The sequence below is a fragment of the Nocardia sputorum genome, assembly GCF_027924405.1.
In the GTDB taxonomy this organism is placed as follows: domain Bacteria; phylum Actinomycetota; class Actinomycetes; order Mycobacteriales; family Mycobacteriaceae; genus Nocardia; species Nocardia sputorum.
In genome coordinates, this window is record NZ_AP026978.1 from 3,840,101 (window position 1) to 3,858,590 (window position 18,490).

Below are 18,490 nucleotides of genomic sequence, written 5' to 3' on the forward strand. Positions count from 1 at the left end.
TAACCAGTAATGACAATCTTTTTCAACAATGCGTTGGACTGCTACCGGTTGCTGGGTCGGTCGGGACTGCGCGTATCACCGATGGCGTTGGGTACGTTGACCTTCGGATCCGCCTGGGGATGGGGAGCGGACAAAGGGGAAGCCCGGCGAATCTTCGACGCGTATGTCACCCGCGGCGGCAACTTCTTCGACACCGCGGGCAACTACACCGGCGGCACCGCCGAGGAATGGCTCGGCGAGTTCGCCTCGACCGACCGGGACGCCCTCGTCCTCGCGACCAAGTACTCCGCGCTGCGACGGCTCACCGACCCGAACTCCGGCGGCAACCATCGCAAGAACATGATCGCGTCGGTCGAGGCGAGCCTGCGCCGCCTGCGCACCGATTATCTCGACCTGCTCTATCTGCACCTGTGGGACGACCGGACACCGGCCGAGGAAATCCTGCGCGGCATGGACGATCTGGTGCGCACGGGCAAAGTGCTGTACGTCGGCATCTCGAACACCCCCGCCTGGCAGATCGCCCGCATGCAAACCATCGCCGATCTGCGCGGCTGGACGCCGATGATCGCCGTTCAGCTCGAGTACAACGTGGCCGAGCGCACCGCGGAGCACGACATGCTGCCGATGGCGCGGGAACTCGGCCTCGGCGTCGTCGCCTGGTCGCCACTGGCGGGTGGCGTCCTCACCGGCAAGTACACCCGCGCCGACCTGCCGCCGGACGCACGCAAGCCGACGCTGGGCACCTCCCGCAAGGACCTGATCGTCGCCGGCGAGGGTCTCACCGATCGAAGCTTGGCCATAGCCGATTCCGTGCGCCGCGTCGCCGCGGAACTCGGCCGCTCACCGGCGCAGGTGGCCCTCGCGTGGACGCTGCGGCACCCCGATGTCACCGCGCCCGTCCTCGGCGCACGCACCCTCGCGCAACTCGAGGACAATCTCGGCGCGTTGACGGTGCAGTTCGACGAGCACCATCTCGACCAGCTCCGGGAAGCGTCTGCCATCACCGCGGGCTATCCGCACAACGTCCTCGCGCGCCCCATGGCGCGCCGGACCCTTGTCGGAGACATGCGCGTCGAAACGCGCTCCAGGTCCTGACACCCAGCACCGACACCCCCGAGGAAACGATCTTGGCTCTCTTCGACCTGTTCGTCGACCACCTGCTGCGCCGACCGCGAGGGCCGCTGGCCCGGCGGATGTGGCGGGACATGAAGTCCCACCACGACATCTTCCGGGACACGCTGGCGGCGCTGCACCTCACCCCCGACGACCGGCTTCTCGAAATCGGCTGCGGCGGCGGCACCTTCGCCGCACGAGCGCTCGAGTCGGGCTGCCGGACGACCGCGGTGGATCACAGCGCCGACATGGTGGCGCTCACGAAGTCGGCGAACGCGGACGCCGTGCGCGAGGGCCGGCTCGAGGTCGTCGAGGCGGCCGCCGAATCGTTGCCTCTGCCGGATCGGCACTTCACCTGCGCCACCGCGATGAACGTGTTGTTCTTCGTCTCCGTGCCCGCCATGCTCGCCGAACTGCATCGCGTGCTCGCGCCCGGCGGACGCCTCGTCCTGCACACCGTCGCACCCGAGCCGCCGCGCTCGGTCATGCCCGCGCCGCTGGCGGGACGCGTGCGCTTGCACTCCGACACCGAACTCGTCGCCATGCTCGAGGCGGCAGGCTTTCACCAACCGCGCGTCGAGCGGGTCGACGGCGCCTACCAGCTCGTCACGGCCTCATGTCCGCCCTGAAGTCCCCGCGGGTCTCGGCGTGCTCCTTCACCGGGCGCGCCACAGCGAAACGGCGAGCGTCGAGACATCCAGCGCCGTCTCCGAGATCGAGATTCTCCCTATAGGAGAATACTTGTGCGGAAGGACCCCGCACACGACAGGGATTTCGGTGACCCCTTGCGGCGCGCACCGATGAGCGAGGTAATCGATGAGTGCGGGGTTCGTATCCCGCCCCGTCGCCGGATCGCTCGCTCCGGCGGCCTGAGCATCCGTCGACAACCGAAACGGCCGGGCAGGGAGGCGCCCGGCACGACGACAGCGAGGTTCGTCATGAACAAGAAGTTGCACGCCGGGGTGGTCGCGCTGGCGCTAGCTCCCGCCATCGCCGCCGCTTCCGGCACGGCCACCGCCGAATCCGCGCCCGCTCCCGGCACGGAGCAACGACACGAAGCCATGGCCGGGTTCTCCGCCCCGCCGTGTTTACCGTGGATCCTTCCGCCCGCAGTGAACGTCAACGCGTTCTTGATCTGTCTCGCGTGACCCCGGTATCAGCCGGAGGGCGGCGTGTCCGCACCCGCACGGCGCGCGCGGGCGCGCCGTTTACCCTCGTGCATCGCCTGCACCCGGGCCACCGGGATGGTGTGGCCCTCGGCGATCAAATCGTCCGGAAGCCGTTGCGGCGCGGGCATTTCGGTTCGCCAAGGATCGCGGTCCGCCAGCCGGGTCAGCGCGGGTCGCAGAGTGAAGTCCGTCGGCGTCACCTCGTCGAGCTGCGACCACGTGAGCGGGAAGGACACCGGCGTTCCGGGGCGGATACGGGGACTGTAGGCCGCGACCACAGTCGCGCCACCCGCGCGCGTCGAGTCGAGGAACACCTTCCCCGCACGGTCTTCTTTGATGAACGCCGTGGTGGCGAGGTCCGGGTCCAGCCGCTCGGCTCGGGCCGCGATCGCGCGAGTGGCCGCGGCGGCATCCTCGACCGGCGTGCCCGGCTCGACCGGGACGAACACGTGCACGCCTTTCGCGCCACTGGTCTTCACCGCACCCGCCAAACCGTCGTTCGCCAGCGCCGTACGGATCAACTTCGCCGCGTCCGCGGCGTGCCGGAAGGTCTGCCCGGGTGAGGGATCGAGGTCGAGCACCAGATGTGTCGGACCGAGAGCATGGTCGGCGGGCAGCAGCGTCGGGTGGTACTCCACCGCGCGCTGATTGCCGAACCACAACAGGGTGCGCACGTCGTCGCACAACGCATAGGAGATCTCGCGCCGGGAACTCTCTGCCCACACCGTCACCCGCCGGACCCACTCCGGCGTGTACTTCGGCAGGTTCTTCTGCATAAACGCGGGCTGACCAGGCCGGATTCGCACCACCGACAGCGGCCGGTCGCGCAATACAGCGACCAGCCGCTCCCCGACCGCCTCGAGATAGTCGATCAGATCCCGCTTGGTCGCCTCCGCACCGTCGAACAGCGGCTGATCGAGATTGGACATCGCCACACCGTGGCGCACCTCTTCCTGGCCCACCGGGCCACCATGCCCGCCCACGCCACCGAGGTCAACCCGCCACACGCGGCGATGACGCGGCCGCGATCTCCCGCGACCTATGCCCGCGCGGTATCGCCGTACTCCACCATTCCGGAAGTCGTCGGATAGAGCCCGAAATGCCGGTTTCTGCTCGACGCCGTATCCGTCGATCGAGCCACCGACACAGCCATGAGGGTGACGAGGACGGCCAGCACCACAGCGACTGCCACGCCGATCGCCCTGCGCGGGACCGGATCCGAGACGGGGACCGGCGGCGGCAAACCCCCGAACCCGCCATAGGGCCGGTAACGTTTCACCGACTCCAGCACATATTCGCTTCCGCCCGAATATCGGTCGGTGGTGAAGGAGATGGATCCGCCGTCTTTACCTGCGTTACGGTAGGCTTCCACTTTCAGATCGCAGATGAGCAGTTGTCCCGTTCCGCTGTCCCAGCGAGGCCAACCGCTGGCGTGGCTGTACTTCCGCTGTATCAGAGGGTCGACCATCCGCGCGACGAGGAAGACGCTTTTCCCGGTGGGATATATCGCCAACCTGTCGATATCGCGCCACGAGAAGCGATGGACGACGCCGACTTTGCGGACCTCGACGCCGCCCGCATCGATCGCCAGTTTGTCACCGCGGCTGATCATGTAGAAATGCCCGGAGACGACGGAGACGCCGAAGAGCACCGAGAGCAGATCGCGCAGTTCACCGTGCACTCGGAATACGAACCAGACGAACAGCGGGATCGCGATGCCAGCGATCGCCACGTTGAGATACGTGCTGGCGCTCTCGCCGGTGTCGGGAAACACGGTGCCGCTGTCGGTCCTGCGCTCGGGGACGGATTGCGCGACGAGACCATCGACGATGCGGACCAGCCTGTCCGTATCGTCGTCGTAAACCTCGGACCTGATCCGAACAGTGTTGTGCTCGAGCAAATTCCGGATGCTCGGTGGCAACTCGTCCGGGTGGGGCAGTCTGGCATCGTCCACCAGAAGCGGGAGTATCACCTTGCCCAGGCTCAGCGCCGTCTCGATCTCCATGCGTACCGGGTCGTCGGGTGCGTGCAATCGGCTCTTGTTGTGGGCGCTGAGCCACTCCGACCCGATGACCACGATGACCACAGCCGATCCGGCGATGGCTTGGACAATCGCCTGACGAAAGGGAACCCCGACGTCGATCGAGTCCCGGTCGAAGAAAGTCAGGTCGTCCGGGAGCTCCTTTTCGAAGGTGGCGCGCAGCCGACCGACGAAGTGGTGAGTGCCGTCCCGGCGATAGCTGAGAAATATCCGATAGCGATTCATGTACCCCCCTCTTTCCCCGAACGAGACTTCTGACGAGCCTCGATGCGTCGCGAGATCTTGAACGGCATTATCGCGTCGACTTCAGCGAAAAGTCAGCCGATGGAGATTCTCCTCGCCGATCCCCGGCAGCACGAAACCAGAACCGCGCTCCTCCCTTGCCGGGCGGTAAAAGTCCGGTTGCCACCCTTGCCAGTACCACAGACCAATAGGTCTATTCGTCGTTCCCGCCCTGGACGCCAAGCGCGACCCGCAGGAGATCAAGGACTACGTCAAAGCGAACCTCGCCCGCCACAAGGTTCCCCGTGATGTGGTGTTCCTCGATGAACTGCCACGCAACGCCACCGGCAAGCTGGTGCGCCGCCAACTGGAGCAGGCCGAGATCTAGCGTCGGGCGACGATCCGCCTCGACCCGGCCGTCGAGGCGGAGAACCGGCGGCGCACACCGCGCCTCGTCGCCCGGGGCCGGTCAGGGGCCGGTTGCTTCGATGAGGCGTTGCCGCAGCCAAGTCAAGGGCGTCGCGGCATCCGGGCCGATGGCGTACGAGGGATAGCTCTGGTGGATGCCGGATCGCAGGAAATCATCGATCTGCCGCTTCCTTTGTTCGTAAGCGGAGGCGTTGAGTTGATCGGACAAGAGGCCGAGCCCGCCCGCGGCCAGTGCGTCGCCGATGATTTCGGTCGCCTGTTGCTGGTAGCTGCCCAGCTGCGCGGGATCCGGATTCGACAACTGGACGAAGAAGCCCGCGATCCGTCCGGCGAAATCGCCATCCGGCATCGCGCAATACAGATCACCCGCGACGCAGAAGGTGTAGGTCCGCGCGGCGAGCCGGCCGAATCCGCCGATCCGGGGACCCGCCGCGCCCGCGCCGGGGACGGGCGGACCGATCAGCGTGTCACCGGGCGAGCGACGAGGGTCGGAGATCAGCCCCACCAGAACGACCCGATGCGGCGGCACCACGCCCCGCCCGGTACCGATCTCGGCAGCGAGATCACCTGCGGCATCGGCACCTTGGCTGTAGCCGAGCAACGCGATCCGGGTCACGTCACACGCTTGCGCCATGCCCGAGACCAAGCCACGCGCTTTGTCGATAGCCTCCTGTTTGGAGCGGCCGTACACTTCGCTCTCCCAAGGGAAGGCCGTCGCCGCGTAACCGACATAGTCGACCTCGACGTCACCGGGCAGATCGTTCAGGCTCACGGCGAGCATTCCTTTGCCCGCGCCGGTGCTGGACGTCTCCCATGTTCCGGGGATCGCTACGGCGTACAACGCCGGGCAATGGGGCGGTGCGCCCTCGGCAACGGATACGACACCGAGTTGGAGACTGGTGGTCACCGCCGCCGCAAGGCATACGGCGGCGATCGTCTTCCATGCTCCGCGCAGGACGAGTTCGTCCATATCTGCGCCACTCCTCATTGAGCCCGAGCACTGATCACGGAGACCGCGAGAGCGCTCATCACATCAGAACGATTATTAACATAACAGACGTTGCGCTTCCCGTTCCACCACTTCCGTCGTTATCGACAACCTTGGTCCACCGCCATGCCTCCAGCTGGGCATTTCTGAATACTGCTTACCAGCATGGCTTTCACGCTGACATCAACGCGGTGGAGCCACAGGCCCACCGAACAACCGGCCGAAGCAGACAGCAGGGCTCATGCCAAGGATTATCGGTGCATGAGAGAAATCAGCAGTCACATAGTGCAATTTCAGGCAGCCCTGCGACCGATTCGCGAGAGGCGGCCGCACACCTCCGGGAGCAGACTCGGACAGATTCATCGCTTCCAGATGTATCTCTCACAGATCATTTTGGTGCGGTGAGGCGCGTGAACGGCAGGCAGCTCTATCGCCTGGCTCGGCGGCTGACCGAGCTGTCGCGTCAGGCCGACATCGCTCCCGGCGACCGCCTTCCGTCCCCGGGAGAGATGGCGATCCTCGGCGAGGTCGCCGAGTATCCGGGCTGCTCCATCCGCCAGTTGTGTGAGCGCACGGGGTTCGTCCAGAGTCACGTCTCCACGATCGTGGCCGGGCTCGCCGAGCGGGGTCTGCTCGTCACCGACACCGATCCCGCCGACCGTCGCCGCACCTTGGTTCACCCGGGTGAGCAGCTCACGCGAGGTATCGACCGTCGCCGGCGGCCCATCGACGACACCCTCGCCAGCGCCCTCGGCGACCCCGCCGCCGCGCGGCGTGCCGCGGCACTACTCGAGGAACTCGCCACGCTGCTGCTCGACGAACATCGACCCACGGTGGCGCCACGGCCGTCCACCCCCACCGACCGAAAGGACCGTCCATGACCGACACCAGCGAGCAGCCGGTCACCGTCGTCACCGGCGCGGGCTCGGGCATCGGCCGCGCCATGGCTCAGGCTTTCGCCCGGGCCGGACACCGAGTCGTGGTCGCCGACGTCGACGCCGACCGCGCGAACCAGGCCGCCACCGAGATCGGCGAGCATGCCCGGCCGTCGCGGCCGACATCTTCGACGCCGAGGCCGTGGACCGGTTGGTCGAGCTCATCCTCGACGCCTACGGCCGCATCGACGTGCTGTGCAACAACGCCGGGATCATGGACAGCATGGCGCTGCCCGCCGACACCTCGCTCGAGCAATGGAACCGGGTCATCGACATCAATCTCACCGGCACCTTCCTGGTCACCAAAGCGGTGCTGCCCCACATGCTCGAACGCGGGAGCGGCGCGACCGTCAACACCGCCTCCGAAGCCGGAATCCGCGGCGGCGCGGCCGGAATCGCCTACACCGCGTCCAAGCACGGCGTCTCGGCATCACGCGCAACATCGCCTGGGCACACGCGGGCGACGGCACCCGCTGCAACGCCATCCTGCCCGGCCCCACGATGACCGGCATCGCTTCCGACTTCGACCCCGAAGGCGTCGCCCCGCTGCGACCGATCATCGAACTCAACCAGCAACGCCTCGCCACGCCCGAACAGATGGCCGCGGTCGCGGTGTTCCTCGCTTCCGACGCCGCCTCGTTCGTCAACGGCGCCATCGTGCCCGTCGACGCCGGATGGTCGGCCGGATGACCTGAGCCCGACGATCGCTGTCGACGGACGGCTCGATGTCTTCCGCGAGCAACTGGCCGAGGCCGCGACCGGTCTCGTTCTCGCCGTCGCGGTCGACCACCGAACGCGGCATGCTCGGTCACATCCCGATGGCGTCGGACGCCTCGAGCCGAGCGCGGCGGCTCGCCGTTCACCGGTTCTTCATCCGAGCGTGACCACCCGGCGGCAGGATGACACGATGCGGCGAATGTGCGTGGTGGGCGCGGTGGCGGGGATGCTGGCAGCCGGTGGTCTGACGGCAGGCGCGCAGCAGGCGGCGGCCGACGGTCCGGCCGCGTTCGATCTCGAAGCCCATCGCGGCGGGCTGGGGCTGGTGGCGGAGAACACGCTGCCCGCCTTCGCGAACGCGCTGGAACTCGGGGTGAGCACGCTGGAGCTGGACGTGCAGATCACCGCGGACGGGTACGCGGTGGTCACCCACGACCGCGATCCGAGTCCGGCGAAGTGCGTGGACACCGCGCCTGACGTTCCCGGCGACCCGAAGTTCCCCTATGTGCCGGGGAACATCTTCATTCGCGATCTGACGCTGGCTCAGGTGCGGACGATCGATTGTGGTTCGGTGCCCTCCACCGACCAACCCGGACAGCGCACCGCGCCGGGAGCGCGAATGCCTCTGCTATCGGAGGTTTTCGACCTCGTGCGCGCGTATCACGCCGATCAGGTGATGCTGAACATCGAGACCAAGGTCGAGGCCGCCGCCCCGGAACAAACCGCGCCGCGTGAACAGTTCGTCGACATCGTGGTAGCGGAGATCCGCCGGGCGGGCATCGCGCGGCAGGTCACCATCCAGAGTTTCGACTTCGCCACCCTGCGGCGGCTGCGCGAGGCGGCGCCCGACCTACCGGTCGTCGCGTTGACCGATGGCCAGCCGAAGTTGCGAGCCGGAGAAGCCGGCGCTTCCCCGTGGCTGGGCGGAATGGACATCGACGACTTCCCGGGAACGCTGCAGGAGAAATACGTCGCGGCCGCGGCCGCCATCGGCGCCGCGGCGGTCTCGCCGGTCCACGGCACGCCACAGAACGCCCCGATCACCGATCCGGCTTATCAGCCGTTCACCACCAGAGAACTCGTTCGCGCCGCGCACCGCCGCGGCATGCGGGTGGTGCCGTGGACGGTCGATGACCGTCCGACCATGACCGCGCTGCTCGACCTCGGGGTGGACGGTCTGATCACCAATCGCCCTGACGTGTTGCGTGCCCTGCTGTCCGACCGCGGTTACCGCCTGCCACCGTCGTATCACCGCCCCTGAGCTCGGCGGCCGAAGAAGCAAGACGCCATCGAGTCCCGTCGCGCCGCACCCGCTGACCTCGGGTTCGCGAATATTCCTGTTTCACTTTTGTCGCCCTGCGGCCGCCCAGGCGCGCCGCTGGTCGGCGAGGCGCCGGCCACACAAGGCCATCCTCCTCCTGACCTGCGCTTGCGCGCGGGCCATACTGGACCGGTGACTGAAATGGGACAACGGGAGCAGGAGACTGCATCCGAATTGCTGGGCGGTTGCCCCAACATCGGCAGCTTTCGCTTCCGGTTCGCCGACCAGCGGTGGGAATGGTCCGACGACGCTGCCGCGATCTACGGGTACGCACCGGGCGAGGTCGACCCGTCCGCCGAACTCCTGCAAAGCCACCTGCACCCCGACGACCGCGTGCGCGTCGCCGAGGCGCTCGCCCACGCCATCGAGACCGCCACGCCGTTCTGCACCCGCCAGCGGATCATCGACACCGAGGGCGAGACGCACGACGTGATCGTCATCGGCGATCAACTGTTCGACGACGACGGCACGGTGGTGGGCTCCGCCGGTTACCTCATCGATGTCACCGAGACGCTCGAGGACACTCTGCAGGAAGCCCTCGATGACGTGCTACCCGACGTGATCGACGCCCGCGCGGTGATCGAACAGGCCAAGGGCGTGGTGATGTTCGTCTACGGCGTCAACGCCGATCAGGCGTTCCGGGTGCTGCGCTGGCGCTCGCAGGAGACCAATATCAAGATCCGCGTGCTGGCCGAGCAACTGACCGCCGACGTCGTCGCGATGGGCGGCGCGCTGGTGCAGCAACGCACCCGTTTCGATCATCTCCTGCTGACCCTGCACGAGCGGGTGACGCCCTCGGAACCCGTCATGGACTAGCCGGCGGTGCGACCGCTGCGGCCGAACGAAGTAGCAAAAGGTGGTTGCGGACTCGAACTGCCTGCCCACCGTGTGCCCTGCGTCTACCGTCCGGCAACAGAAATCGCGCGGTAGACGAATACTTCCAGTTCTTCGGCTGCGGCCCGCAGATCGAACTCGGGTTCGGTCAGCCATCGGCCGACCAGACCGTCGATAGCGGCGCTGATCACCACCGCGGTCGTCTCGACGTCGAACGCGCGGAACCGGCCATCCGCCTGCCCCGCGGCCAACAGGTCCGCCAGTACTCGCCAGCGCGAGGAGTCCGCGCGGATCGTGCTACGGCCTGCGGCCTCGCCGATCGCGATGGCCTCGGTGAGCGCTCGGATATGGGACGGGTGGGCGCTCAGATGGCCGAGCATCGCCCGGATGTACGCGCCGACCGCGTCGGCGGGCGTGCCCGCGGCGCGCACCGCCGCCTCCACGTGCTCGACCAGGCCGCCGAGCACGCGGTCGAGCACCTGATCGAGCAGTTCCTCTTTGTTCTTGAAGTGGTACAGCACCGCGGCTTTCGAGACGCCCGCCTTCTCCGCGATCCGCGACAGCGAGGTACGAGCATGTCCTACCTCGGCGATAAGGGCGATCGCACTGTCGACGAGCTGCCCACGACGCACGTCGGCGGCCGATTCTGCGGGGTCGACTGTCACGATGTTCTCCTTCGTCTCCACTGAGATCAATACGGTCCCGCAACGCGTTCAGGACCGCGAAATGGCCACCGCAGGGGAGTACATGCCGGTCAGATCACGGGTGAACTCGAGGACGGTGTCGCTACCACGCCTGCGGACCGTCACCGAGCTGCCATCCGCCGCCAAGGTGCCGGTGGATCCCGGAAGCGACAGTGCCTTCAAGGTGACCTCGCGCCCCTTCGGATAGCCGACCACCAGGACATGGACGGCAGTGCTGTCGCACGTCAGCCGGACAGGCAGCCCCTCGGCCGTCTCGCCCGCCGCTTCGTTCCAGGGGCTGGTGCCGTAGATCGCCGAGCCGTTGACCCGCAGCCAGTCGCCGAACGCCGCGAGCCGATCGAGTTGCGCCGCGGGAATGACGCCCGCGCCACCGCTCGGGCCGACATCGAGCAGCAGATTGCCGTTCTTGGCGACCGTGTCGGCGAAAGCCGGGAAGAGATCGTCTTCGAAGGAGGCGTAGTCCGCGTCGGTCTCGTCGCGGTTGAAACCGAACGAGTTGCCGATACCCCGGGTCGCCTCCCATTCGACCGACTGAATCGTGTCGAATCGGGTGTACTCGCGAGTGGTGAAATCCGCGTGCGGAACCGCCTGCGGCGCCGCGTTGTGAAGGAGGTCCGGGCGCGCGGTGAGCAACTGCTTCATCAGCAGATCGAAACCGGCCCTGGCCGGTTTCCAGCGCATCACCTTCCTGACCCACGAGTCGATCTGCCAGCGATCGTTGACCACACCGTCGGGCACCACGTCGTAATAGTCGGCGAACAACGAGAGCAACTGTTCCCGGCCGGTCGGCCACGAGATGTCGTTCCACAAGATGTCCGGCCGATAGCGGGTCACGAGTTCACGCATCTGGGCGTCGGCGTAGGCGGGGTAATCGCGGCCGTGCGGGGAGTAGATGTAGTCCCCGAGGGTCTTCATCGTCTTCGGCTGGAAGGTCCAGTCGATTCCGCCGGAATAATAGACACCGAATCTCATCCCGCGCCCGCGCACCGCGTCCGCGAGTTCGCCGACCAGGTCGCGCTCGGTGCACCATCCGGCTTTGTGCGGGTTGCGTACACCGGTCGGCCACAACGCGAACCCGTCGTGGTGCTTGGTGACCATCACCACGTACCGGGCTCCTGCCTGCTGGAACGTCTCGGCCCACGCGTCCGGGCGCCAATCCTCCAGCCCCTGCTCGAACATCGTCTTGAAGCCGTCGTACGGCAGATCGCCGAAGTGCCGCCGATGGAACGCGGCGGTCGGCGAGCCGGGATCCTTCATCGCGTTCAGGTATTGCTCGGCGTAGGGATTCCTGGTCATGGCGTGCCGGTAATCGTCGCGCAGCACATCGGTATAACGGCCCCTCGGCGCGAAGCCGGGCACCGAGAACAATCCCCAATGGACGAAGATCCCGAACTTGGCCTCCCCGAACCACGTCGGTTTCGGGCGCGCCGGTGATCCCAGCGAAGGCTCGTTCACTCCACCCGCGAGCTGCTTCATCCTGCCCCTCTTCTCGTGTGCGTGCAGGCCAAGGGTAGCTGACCGATCGGTCAGCCGCTGCACGCCGGCGAGGACCGGATGCGGAACTCCCCGCCGCATTCACCCCGGACACTCATCTGGTCGCCCTTATGCTGTAGTAGTGAGCGTCGTTGTGGCTGAGCGCCTTTCCGGATGCGCACGTGTCGGGGTCTGATGTCGCAGCCGGTGCGTATGCCTGGTTTCGACGAGCGGTAGACGAGATAGATCCGCGGATCTGGGAGTCCTGGTGGACCTCGCTCGAGCGGCGGGTGAACGACGGAACCGACGTGATGTGGCACGAACCGTGGCCGCACGACTACTGGGTTGCCCAGGGGGTCCGGTACTCCGTGATCGGCTTCGCGATGCAAACCTGGAGTCAGCGCGGCCCCTTGGACGACTGGCCGCTACTGGAAGCCGAGCCGACGGGTTTGGTTCCACCCGGCCTCGGCCGGACATCGAACTCCGCTGCCCTCGACGAGGTGCTCACCGGCGCGGAGCCCCTCGCCGACCGGCGGGCGGAGTGCCTCACTCGGCTCATTCCGATCCTTCGCGAAGAGCCAGGTGCGGCCGGACAACCGTCACAGCGGCTGCTGCAAGCGGAGTTCGTTCGCGCCTGGCTGAGTTCGATCACCGGTAGTGCGCTCACAGGCCTCCTCTTCGCCGAGACCACCGACGCCGACCTGCTCTATCGAGCGACATTGCAACGACTCGAACAAGTGCTGGACATCGTGGAGTGGACAGACCAGCCGCAGATCGACCTCGCCCGCGCCGTCGAGGCCTGGTATGCGGCGGAATGGCGCGACCAGCAACCGAATCTCGTTCCCACGCAGCAGGGACAACCCATCTGGTGGCAGGACCACTGGTACTGGTTGGGTCAGACATGGGAGCACGACGCCCTGCGCGCGGCCATACGCCTCGTCGCCGAACTCCTGGTCTGTCCGCCGATCGTGGCCGCTGTCGGCTTCGTGGCCACCAGGGACGATCCCGTGCAGGCACTCGGCTTGTGCGTCCTGCGCCGTTACGCCCTGGGACTGCGGGCCCTGGCCTGGCTCGAGGAGGCGATCTCGCATCCGTGGCAAGACGTCCGGCCGGCAGACGTCGTCCTCTACGCATTCAGCGCTGTCGCCCCGTGGTGGCCGCGCCCCTCGCTAGCGCTCAGCCACAGATCCGGCGATGTCAAACCGACGCTGATGACGCTCGGCCTCTGGGGCGCCGCCCACGTGTCCATCGACGCGGTGACGGTCCCGGCGGGTGAAACCAACACCGCAATGGTGTGGCGCCTCTTCGCCGCAGCACCGGTGATCGCTCGCGTGCGCTCGGAGCGATACGCCGCGAGTCTGTGGTGCAGACGTGAGGCGGAGCTGACGCAATATCTCCGGGATCGTTCCGACTTCCTCCGCGGCCGTGTCGTCGCGGATCTCACCGTCTCCGGCTTGACGGCGGTCGATCGCGAATTCGCGGCCCGGCAACTGCTCTCGGTGCGGTCGGGGCGGCGAACGCCCGACTTCCCGCCCAACACCCTTGTACTGGATGTACCGAGTCTTCCGCGCGTGCTCATCGACGTATTCGCGGCAGTGAGCACCTTACGGCTGCTGATCGGCCTCCTCCGCGACGTGGATACGGTCAATCGCATCGCCGACGACTTGTTCACCGATCAGCTCATCACTCTTCCGGCGCCGACCAACCACCCGATGGGTTGGGCGATGCACCGCGCGGCTTTTCGGGCATTGCCGCGGTACGGACGCAAGCACCAGCGATCGCCGGTGCGTCTGACCCGGGGCTATCCTCCTTCGGAGTTCGCGCTGGACTTCGCCGAGGTCGTCGACCGAGTACCCGATCTGAGCCGGCGCCAGAACGCAGATACCGACCTGTTGGCCGCGTTGGAGTGGAACCGTGAGATCCGCCGCTGGTTTTCGGACCGTTGGCAATCGCAGCGCGTGGTCATCGACTGCCGACCGCTGGACGCGAGAACATTCGCCGACGACCCCAGCCACGCCATCAAACGCGGCATGCTGCAACTGCGCACCGAGGCCATCGTCTTCCTCACCCAGCACGCCGACCAGGCGGCGGACACCTGGCCCGCGATCAGGGATGTCGACCTACCGATCCTCACCGTCTACCTGCCCGACCAACTGAGATGGCTCGGCCAGGCATTCATGCTGCCGACATGGATCGCCGCCTACTGCTCCCTCCCCACCCTCGAGTTCGCGCCAAGCCTCGTCGACGCGATGTTCACCGCCCTTGCCGACCAGTTCGCGGCCAACCCCGGCCTGCCTGCGCCACAACACTATTCCGACGTCTTCGCGGTCGATGCCGGGCCGGGCAGCCCGCTGTACGAAACAGTGGAACTCGCTCGCGAACTCGACGAAGAGCCACCATCCTGACCGAAAATCGGGCACCCTCACCGACCCCGCAACCGGGTAACAGCTCCGGCTCAGGCGCACAGCGCCGAAGTGTGGCCCAGCAATACCGCACGTCCGACGCTTCACCTGAATCCCGCAATCGCTCTACGTGCGGCTCTGCACCAGGTGCGGGCTGAATACCGGCGGGAAGTTGTCACCGATGTCCGCGCGCTCAGCGAGCGGTCCGGAGGATCGGCCTTGATGCCGCCGCTGGTGCTGGGCCCGGCTTCGGTGTGGCACGTCTGCCGGTGGATCGATTTCGCCGCTCCGGTGTTCCCCACGGTGCGGGGCGTTTCGGGTGGATTCTCATGGTGCGTGGGGCGAGGCGGTCGGCGAACGCCCTGCCGGTGAGCGTGGTGTCAGTCGGCAGTGAAACGCGGGGCATTGTCGGCGGCCCAGCGGGCGAAGGTTGTCGCGGGTCGGCCGGTGACATCCTGGACGCTGGTGACGGGCAGGGCCTGAGGAGGCACGTCGAAACTGGTGAGGACGTTGTCGACGTACCACGTTGCGGTGTCGCCCATGGTGGGGGTAAGCGCAGCGATAGTGTCCTCGCGCGTGGATTGCCGGAACGTGATGTCGCGGCCCAGTGCCTCCGCGAGGTGTCGGACGAGATCGGTGCGGGTGAGGATCTCCGGTCCCGCCAGTGGGTAGGCCCGGCCGAGATGAGTGTCGCTCAGCAGGGTGGTGGCGGCGACGGCGGCGATGTCGTCCATGGCGATCGGTGCGCTCGCGGCGTCGGGCCGCGGCTCCAGCACCGCACCGGTCTCGCGGATCTGGCGCGACCAGATCAGCGTGTTCTCCATGAAATCGCCGGGCCATAGATGAGTCCAGGCCAGGCCGCTGTCCTCGACAGCCGTGCAGACGCTGCCCCACCAGCTCTCCGGTTCACCGGACAGGTCGACGACGTGCCGCACACCGGCCGCGCGGGCCAGCGCGAGCACCTCGGTGACGCTGTCGGGTGTGGGCGCCAGATACATCCGCTCTACCCCTGAAAGCGCGGCGGGCAAGGTGTCCGGTCGCCGCAAGTAACCCTCGGCCACCTGCACCGCGGCCGGAAGCGCGGCCTTCCGCGGGTTGTTGGTGAGCGCGCGAATATCGGTGGCTCCCAATTCGAGCAGGTGGTCGACAACCTTGCGGCCGATGTTTGCGGTGGCCCCGGTTACCAGGATGGTCATCTGCACCCTCTCCGGTGTGGATCGCTGAACAACCCATCCTGCACCCTGAGGCGCCCAGGAGCCGCGCCGCCGGCGTCGATGTCTGCCCGGGCTCCGGTTTCGGCACAGGCGGCTAGGCGCGTTGTTCGACATCCAGGACGTACTCGAGGTCGCGGATGCGGTCGGCGGCTTCCGACGAGCACAAGATGACGACGCGATCGGCGCCGCAGAGTTCGACGGGCTCGGCGTCGACGGTCTGCAGCCAGTCGAAGAACGCGCCTCGAACCCCCTTCGGTGTCGCACTTTCGTCGCGTAGGCAGGGGTCGAGACGAACGAGGTAGGTACGGTGTCGCGCCGCCATGACGCTCTCCTCCCATCCTCCGGGCCGCTGCCATGTCGCAGTGGCGTACCGCGATTTCCGAACGCTCGCCTTTTGCGCTGCGCAGACGTGATACCCAGTTCGGGCGGTCGCACGCCAAGAAAGCTGTCCTGGGCCTACTGCCGCTCGGTGTGGTGGTGCACCGCGGGCGCCACCCAGGTGGCGAGGTTGCGGCGTAACCCGGCACCGGAGCGGGGCGGACGGCCGGGGTCGATGACGAAGGACTGCACGATGCGCGGCATGTGTTCGACGAGTTCATCGAGGCGGTCGTCGTCGATGCCCGCCCTTGCCCAGTCCACGGCCATGTTCGAGCACGGCGCGGCACACTCGTCGCGGCCCCCGAACTGATCGCAACCGGGGGCACGTGGCCGACACGAGGGCGGAGGGCGGTCGCGCCGTGCCCGCTCGGTTGATCCATGGGTCACCGAGCCGGTCTCCCGGCGCTAACCGATCGGCAGCACGCTCAGGATCGGGTGGTAGGCCCAGTTCAACATGCGCTCGGCGTCGTCCTTCGCGGCGACGTCGCTGTCGGCCGAGCTGTGCAGAACCACACCGATCAGCGGTATTCCCGCCCTGACGGTCTCGAACAACAGGCACGTTCCCGCGGCGTCGGTCCATCCGGTTTTGATGCCGACTGTGCCGGGATAGTCGCGCAGCAGCCGGTTCGTGGTCTGCCAGAGGTGAGCGCGGTTGCCCGGTCCGGCGGGCACGTGATAGCTCTGCGCGCTGACGATCTCACGAAACACCGGCAGACTCATCGCGCGCAGGCCGAGTGCCAGCAGGTCCGCCGGGGTGGAGTAGGTGGAGTGGTCGGTGGGGATGGGAAGTCCGCTCGGATCGGTGAAATGTGTTCCTGCCAGGCCCATGTGAAGCGCGGTGTCGTTCATCTCGGCGATGAAGCCGTCTTGGCCGGGCCCGTAGGCTTCGGCGAGGGTGTAGGCGGCGTCACAGCCGGACGGCAGCAGCATCGCGTACAGGAGTTGTCGTGCGGTGAGCACCTCGCCGAGGACCAGGCCCGCGTTGCTTCCGTCGTGCTCGGTGCAATAGGCGATGGCTTCACGCGGCACGGTGATGACTCGGTCGAGGTCGCCGGCATTGATCACGACCAGTGCCGTCATCACCTTCGTGATACTGGCTATCGGGACCGAGGTGTGCGGCTGCCGGGACCACAGCACCGTGCCCGTGATCCCGTCCGCCAATATGGCTCCCGACGCCCGCACTCCGTCCGGCTCAGAAGTCAGCCAGGGCAACCGAAGATGGACCTCTCCTGCGGCGGGAGCGGCCACGACGCTGTGACCGGCCACCACGATCAGCGCCCCGAATACGACACACCGCAACAACCGGGCAAATGTACGCATAGCCGCATTCTGCCGTGTGCCTCCGCCGATCAGCGGGATTTCACCGTCCGAATTGAGGTGCCGCTCCAGCGACAGCATGCAACCGGCTAATCCAGCATCCTCGGGACCGGAGGGGTGTCGCGTGGGGCCGCTCCCTCGGCATGACGAGGTGTTCGCAGTACCCGTGCCGGGTGATGTTCCCGGCTTACCGGCAGGTGCTGGACTGCGCCGCGAATCCCCCTTCAGGTGGAGGAATTCGCGCGGCCAGGTTACCGGAGTTCATACCATCTCGGGCGCGCGTCGGCAGTGGAAGAATGTCTGGATCACCGTGCGCACCAGGCCGAATAGCGTCCACAAGCCGACCAACCGAGCGTCGCCGAGGAACGCGAACGGATCGCGCTGCGGGGGTGCTGGACCGGCAGCCCACCACAGACTGTTGGCCGGCCGCTCCGACACCCTGGTGTCCGCCTCGGATGCGTAGCCGCAGAAGCGGGGGTTGCCGGGCGCATCCGATCGACGAACTTCGGGCCGGGGCTTCGTTTCTCACGTAGGCATCGGTAGGCAGAGAGACCGCGGCGGCCGGTCGCGGGCCAACTTGGAGCAAATCCTGGTCGCCGACCGCCGCCGAGCTTTAGAGTTATCGGCTATGGGTGGTAGGCATCGGAAGGATCGGGAGCGGAGCAGCATCGACTTCGCGGCGGTCGCTCGTGTCGCCGCCGCGTCGCGGCGTGATCCGGAAAGCCCGACCGCGCGTGCAGGATTCGCTGTTCGTGCGCTGGCCGCACAGCCGGAGGTTCCGGGGTGGATCGTGTGGCTGTATGAACACGCGGGTGAGCAGTTGGCGCGGTTGGAATACCAATCGCATTACCCGCTGGACTACGGCGGTCCGGGAGTTCGCACGAGCGAGGAATGGCTGATCACGCAACGCGCCTATCTCGCCGAGCGGTCGGCTCGCGCGGTGGAGCGGGCGCGCCGCTTCCACGGGGACCGTCCCGGCGTCGTCTACGCCCATGGTCCGGAATTGCCCGATGACGAGGAGTTCTACGCAGCCCTCGAGGCAGGGCGGGAATGGACCGGGCATTGGTATTCCCGCGACCCGGTGGAAGCGTGGGACTGCGCGGGGGTGCCGGCCTGACCGAATCGGTGCAGGCCGAGCCCACATGAGCCCCTTTGGGGCCCCGGGGGGTGGAGGGCGCCCACCCCCCGGGTGGGTGGGCACCCGCAGGGGGTGGGCACCGTGCACCCAACTCG

General features: G+C 67.1%; 16 protein-coding genes and 3 pseudogenes. 10 read left to right on the forward strand and 9 right to left on the reverse strand.

Features of this window, described 5'->3' with window-relative positions; all coding sequences use genetic code 11:
• Nucleotides 1–9 precede the first annotated feature (9 nt).
• The 3 genes from QMG86_RS17390 (at nucleotide 10) to QMG86_RS17400 (ending at nucleotide 2,261) form a co-directional block, all read left to right on the forward strand.
• Nucleotides 10–1,095 carry an aldo/keto reductase gene (locus QMG86_RS17390; RefSeq protein WP_281873329.1) on the forward strand — a complete coding sequence of 362 codons (1,086 nt, stop codon included), beginning with the start codon at nucleotides 10–12 and terminating at the stop codon, nucleotides 1,093–1,095.
• A 32-nt stretch (nucleotides 1,096–1,127) separates the two neighbouring features.
• On the forward strand, nucleotides 1,128–1,742 hold the full coding sequence (locus tag QMG86_RS17395; protein WP_281873330.1) for a class I SAM-dependent methyltransferase: 615 nt from the start codon (nucleotides 1,128–1,130) through the stop codon (nucleotides 1,740–1,742).
• A 309-nt stretch (nucleotides 1,743–2,051) separates the two neighbouring features.
• Entirely contained in the window at nucleotides 2,052–2,261 is a 210-nt protein-coding gene (locus tag QMG86_RS17400) for a hypothetical protein (RefSeq protein WP_281873331.1), read from the forward strand.
• Between the two features lie 8 nt (nucleotides 2,262–2,269).
• Here QMG86_RS17400 and QMG86_RS17405 read toward each other — a convergent pair whose 3' ends face one another.
• Nucleotides 2,270–3,211 (reverse strand): DNA polymerase domain-containing protein, encoded by a 942-nt coding sequence (locus QMG86_RS17405; RefSeq protein ID WP_434086106.1) that lies wholly within the window; start codon nucleotides 3,209–3,211, stop codon nucleotides 2,270–2,272.
• Between the two features lie 110 nt (nucleotides 3,212–3,321).
• On the reverse strand, nucleotides 3,322–4,548 hold the full coding sequence (locus QMG86_RS17410; RefSeq protein ID WP_281873333.1) for a toll/interleukin-1 receptor domain-containing protein: 1,227 nt from the start codon (nucleotides 4,546–4,548) through the stop codon (nucleotides 3,322–3,324).
• A gap of 214 nt (nucleotides 4,549–4,762) precedes the next feature.
• Here QMG86_RS17410 and QMG86_RS17415 point away from each other — a divergent pair.
• Nucleotides 4,763–4,933: pseudogene (locus tag QMG86_RS17415) on the forward strand (AMP-binding enzyme); the annotation flags it as partial.
• A gap of 81 nt (nucleotides 4,934–5,014) precedes the next feature.
• On the opposite strand, the gene QMG86_RS17420 reads toward QMG86_RS17415, so the two are convergent.
• Complete coding sequence (locus QMG86_RS17420; protein WP_281873334.1) at nucleotides 5,015–5,944, reverse strand: cutinase family protein; 930 nt, start codon at nucleotides 5,942–5,944, stop codon at nucleotides 5,015–5,017.
• 419 nt (nucleotides 5,945–6,363) lie between these two features.
• On the opposite strand from QMG86_RS17420, the gene QMG86_RS17425 reads away from it, so the two are divergent.
• The 4 genes and pseudogenes from QMG86_RS17425 (at nucleotide 6,364) to QMG86_RS17440 (ending at nucleotide 9,751) form a co-directional block, all read left to right on the forward strand.
• Nucleotides 6,364–6,843: a MarR family winged helix-turn-helix transcriptional regulator gene (locus QMG86_RS17425; RefSeq protein WP_281873335.1), complete on the forward strand. Its 480-nt coding sequence runs from the start codon at nucleotides 6,364–6,366 to the stop codon at nucleotides 6,841–6,843.
• Between the two features lie 62 nt (nucleotides 6,844–6,905).
• Nucleotides 6,906–7,587: pseudogene (locus tag QMG86_RS17430) on the forward strand (SDR family NAD(P)-dependent oxidoreductase).
• A 190-nt stretch (nucleotides 7,588–7,777) separates the two neighbouring features.
• Entirely contained in the window at nucleotides 7,778–8,875 is a 1,098-nt protein-coding gene (locus tag QMG86_RS17435; protein ID WP_281873336.1) for a glycerophosphodiester phosphodiesterase family protein, read from the forward strand.
• A 201-nt stretch (nucleotides 8,876–9,076) separates the two neighbouring features.
• Nucleotides 9,077–9,751, forward strand: coding sequence for a PAS and ANTAR domain-containing protein (locus QMG86_RS17440; RefSeq protein WP_281881001.1), 675 nt, complete (start codon nucleotides 9,077–9,079; stop codon nucleotides 9,749–9,751).
• Nucleotides 9,752–9,834: 83 nt separating this feature from the next.
• Here the strand turns inward: QMG86_RS17440 and QMG86_RS17445 are convergent, their stop codons facing one another.
• Together QMG86_RS17445 and QMG86_RS17450 are read right to left on the reverse strand one after the other, a co-directional pair.
• Nucleotides 9,835–10,434, reverse strand: a complete 600-nt coding sequence (locus QMG86_RS17445) for a TetR/AcrR family transcriptional regulator (protein WP_281873337.1) — start codon at nucleotides 10,432–10,434, stop codon at nucleotides 9,835–9,837.
• A gap of 48 nt (nucleotides 10,435–10,482) precedes the next feature.
• The gene (locus QMG86_RS17450; RefSeq protein WP_281873338.1) at nucleotides 10,483–11,949 is read right to left on the reverse strand and encodes an alpha-L-fucosidase; all 1,467 of its coding nucleotides are present in this window, start codon (nucleotides 11,947–11,949) and stop codon (nucleotides 10,483–10,485) included.
• A 287-nt stretch (nucleotides 11,950–12,236) separates the two neighbouring features.
• Here QMG86_RS17450 and QMG86_RS17455 point away from each other — a divergent pair, with 287 nt between their 5' ends.
• The gene (locus tag QMG86_RS17455; RefSeq protein WP_281873339.1) at nucleotides 12,237–14,351 is read left to right on the forward strand and encodes a hypothetical protein; all 2,115 of its coding nucleotides are present in this window, start codon (nucleotides 12,237–12,239) and stop codon (nucleotides 14,349–14,351) included.
• Nucleotides 14,352–14,728: 377 nt separating this feature from the next.
• Here the strand turns inward: QMG86_RS17455 and QMG86_RS17460 are convergent, their stop codons facing one another.
• From QMG86_RS17460 to QMG86_RS17475, 4 genes and pseudogenes are all read right to left on the reverse strand, one after another.
• Entirely contained in the window at nucleotides 14,729–15,544 is an 816-nt protein-coding gene (locus QMG86_RS17460) for an NAD(P)H-binding protein (RefSeq protein ID WP_281873340.1), read from the reverse strand.
• A 112-nt stretch (nucleotides 15,545–15,656) separates the two neighbouring features.
• Nucleotides 15,657–15,884: a hypothetical protein gene (locus QMG86_RS17465; RefSeq protein WP_281873341.1), complete on the reverse strand. Its 228-nt coding sequence runs from the start codon at nucleotides 15,882–15,884 to the stop codon at nucleotides 15,657–15,659.
• A 134-nt stretch (nucleotides 15,885–16,018) separates the two neighbouring features.
• Nucleotides 16,019–16,201: pseudogene (locus QMG86_RS17470) on the reverse strand (TetR family transcriptional regulator); the annotation flags it as partial.
• A 144-nt stretch (nucleotides 16,202–16,345) separates the two neighbouring features.
• The gene (locus QMG86_RS17475; protein ID WP_281873342.1) at nucleotides 16,346–17,260 is read right to left on the reverse strand and encodes a D-alanyl-D-alanine carboxypeptidase family protein; all 915 of its coding nucleotides are present in this window, start codon (nucleotides 17,258–17,260) and stop codon (nucleotides 16,346–16,348) included.
• Between the two features lie 625 nt (nucleotides 17,261–17,885).
• On the opposite strand from QMG86_RS17475, the gene QMG86_RS17480 reads away from it, so the two are divergent.
• Nucleotides 17,886–18,374 carry a hypothetical protein gene (locus QMG86_RS17480; protein WP_281873343.1) on the forward strand — a complete coding sequence of 163 codons (489 nt, stop codon included), beginning with the start codon at nucleotides 17,886–17,888 and terminating at the stop codon, nucleotides 18,372–18,374.
• Nucleotides 18,375–18,490 lie beyond the last annotated feature (116 nt).

Excerpts from the sequence above, each read along its gene's own strand:
- QMG86_RS17390 (WP_281873329.1), top strand. The coding sequence starts at position 10 with ATGACAATCTTTTTCAACAATGCGTTGGACTGCTACCGGTTGCTGGGT.
- QMG86_RS17400 (WP_281873331.1), top strand. The coding sequence starts at position 2,052 with ATGAACAAGAAGTTGCACGCCGGGGTGGTCGCGCTGGCGCTAGCTCCC.
- QMG86_RS17405 (WP_434086106.1), bottom strand. The coding sequence starts at position 3,211 with ATGTCCAATCTCGATCAGCCGCTGTTCGACGGTGCGGAGGCGACCAAG.
- QMG86_RS17410 (WP_281873333.1), bottom strand. The coding sequence starts at position 4,548 with ATGAATCGCTATCGGATATTTCTCAGCTATCGCCGGGACGGCACTCAC.
- QMG86_RS17420 (WP_281873334.1), bottom strand. The coding sequence starts at position 5,944 with ATGGACGAACTCGTCCTGCGCGGAGCATGGAAGACGATCGCCGCCGTA.
- QMG86_RS17440 (WP_281881001.1), top strand. The coding sequence starts at position 9,077 with ATGGGACAACGGGAGCAGGAGACTGCATCCGAATTGCTGGGCGGTTGC.
- QMG86_RS17450 (WP_281873338.1), bottom strand. The coding sequence starts at position 11,949 with ATGAAGCAGCTCGCGGGTGGAGTGAACGAGCCTTCGCTGGGATCACCG.
- QMG86_RS17460 (WP_281873340.1), bottom strand. The coding sequence starts at position 15,544 with ATGACCATCCTGGTAACCGGGGCCACCGCAAACATCGGCCGCAAGGTT.
- QMG86_RS17465 (WP_281873341.1), bottom strand. The coding sequence starts at position 15,884 with ATGGCGGCGCGACACCGTACCTACCTCGTTCGTCTCGACCCCTGCCTA.
- QMG86_RS17475 (WP_281873342.1), bottom strand. The coding sequence starts at position 17,260 with ATGCGTACATTTGCCCGGTTGTTGCGGTGTGTCGTATTCGGGGCGCTG.
- QMG86_RS17480 (WP_281873343.1), top strand. The coding sequence starts at position 17,886 with ATGGGTGGTAGGCATCGGAAGGATCGGGAGCGGAGCAGCATCGACTTC.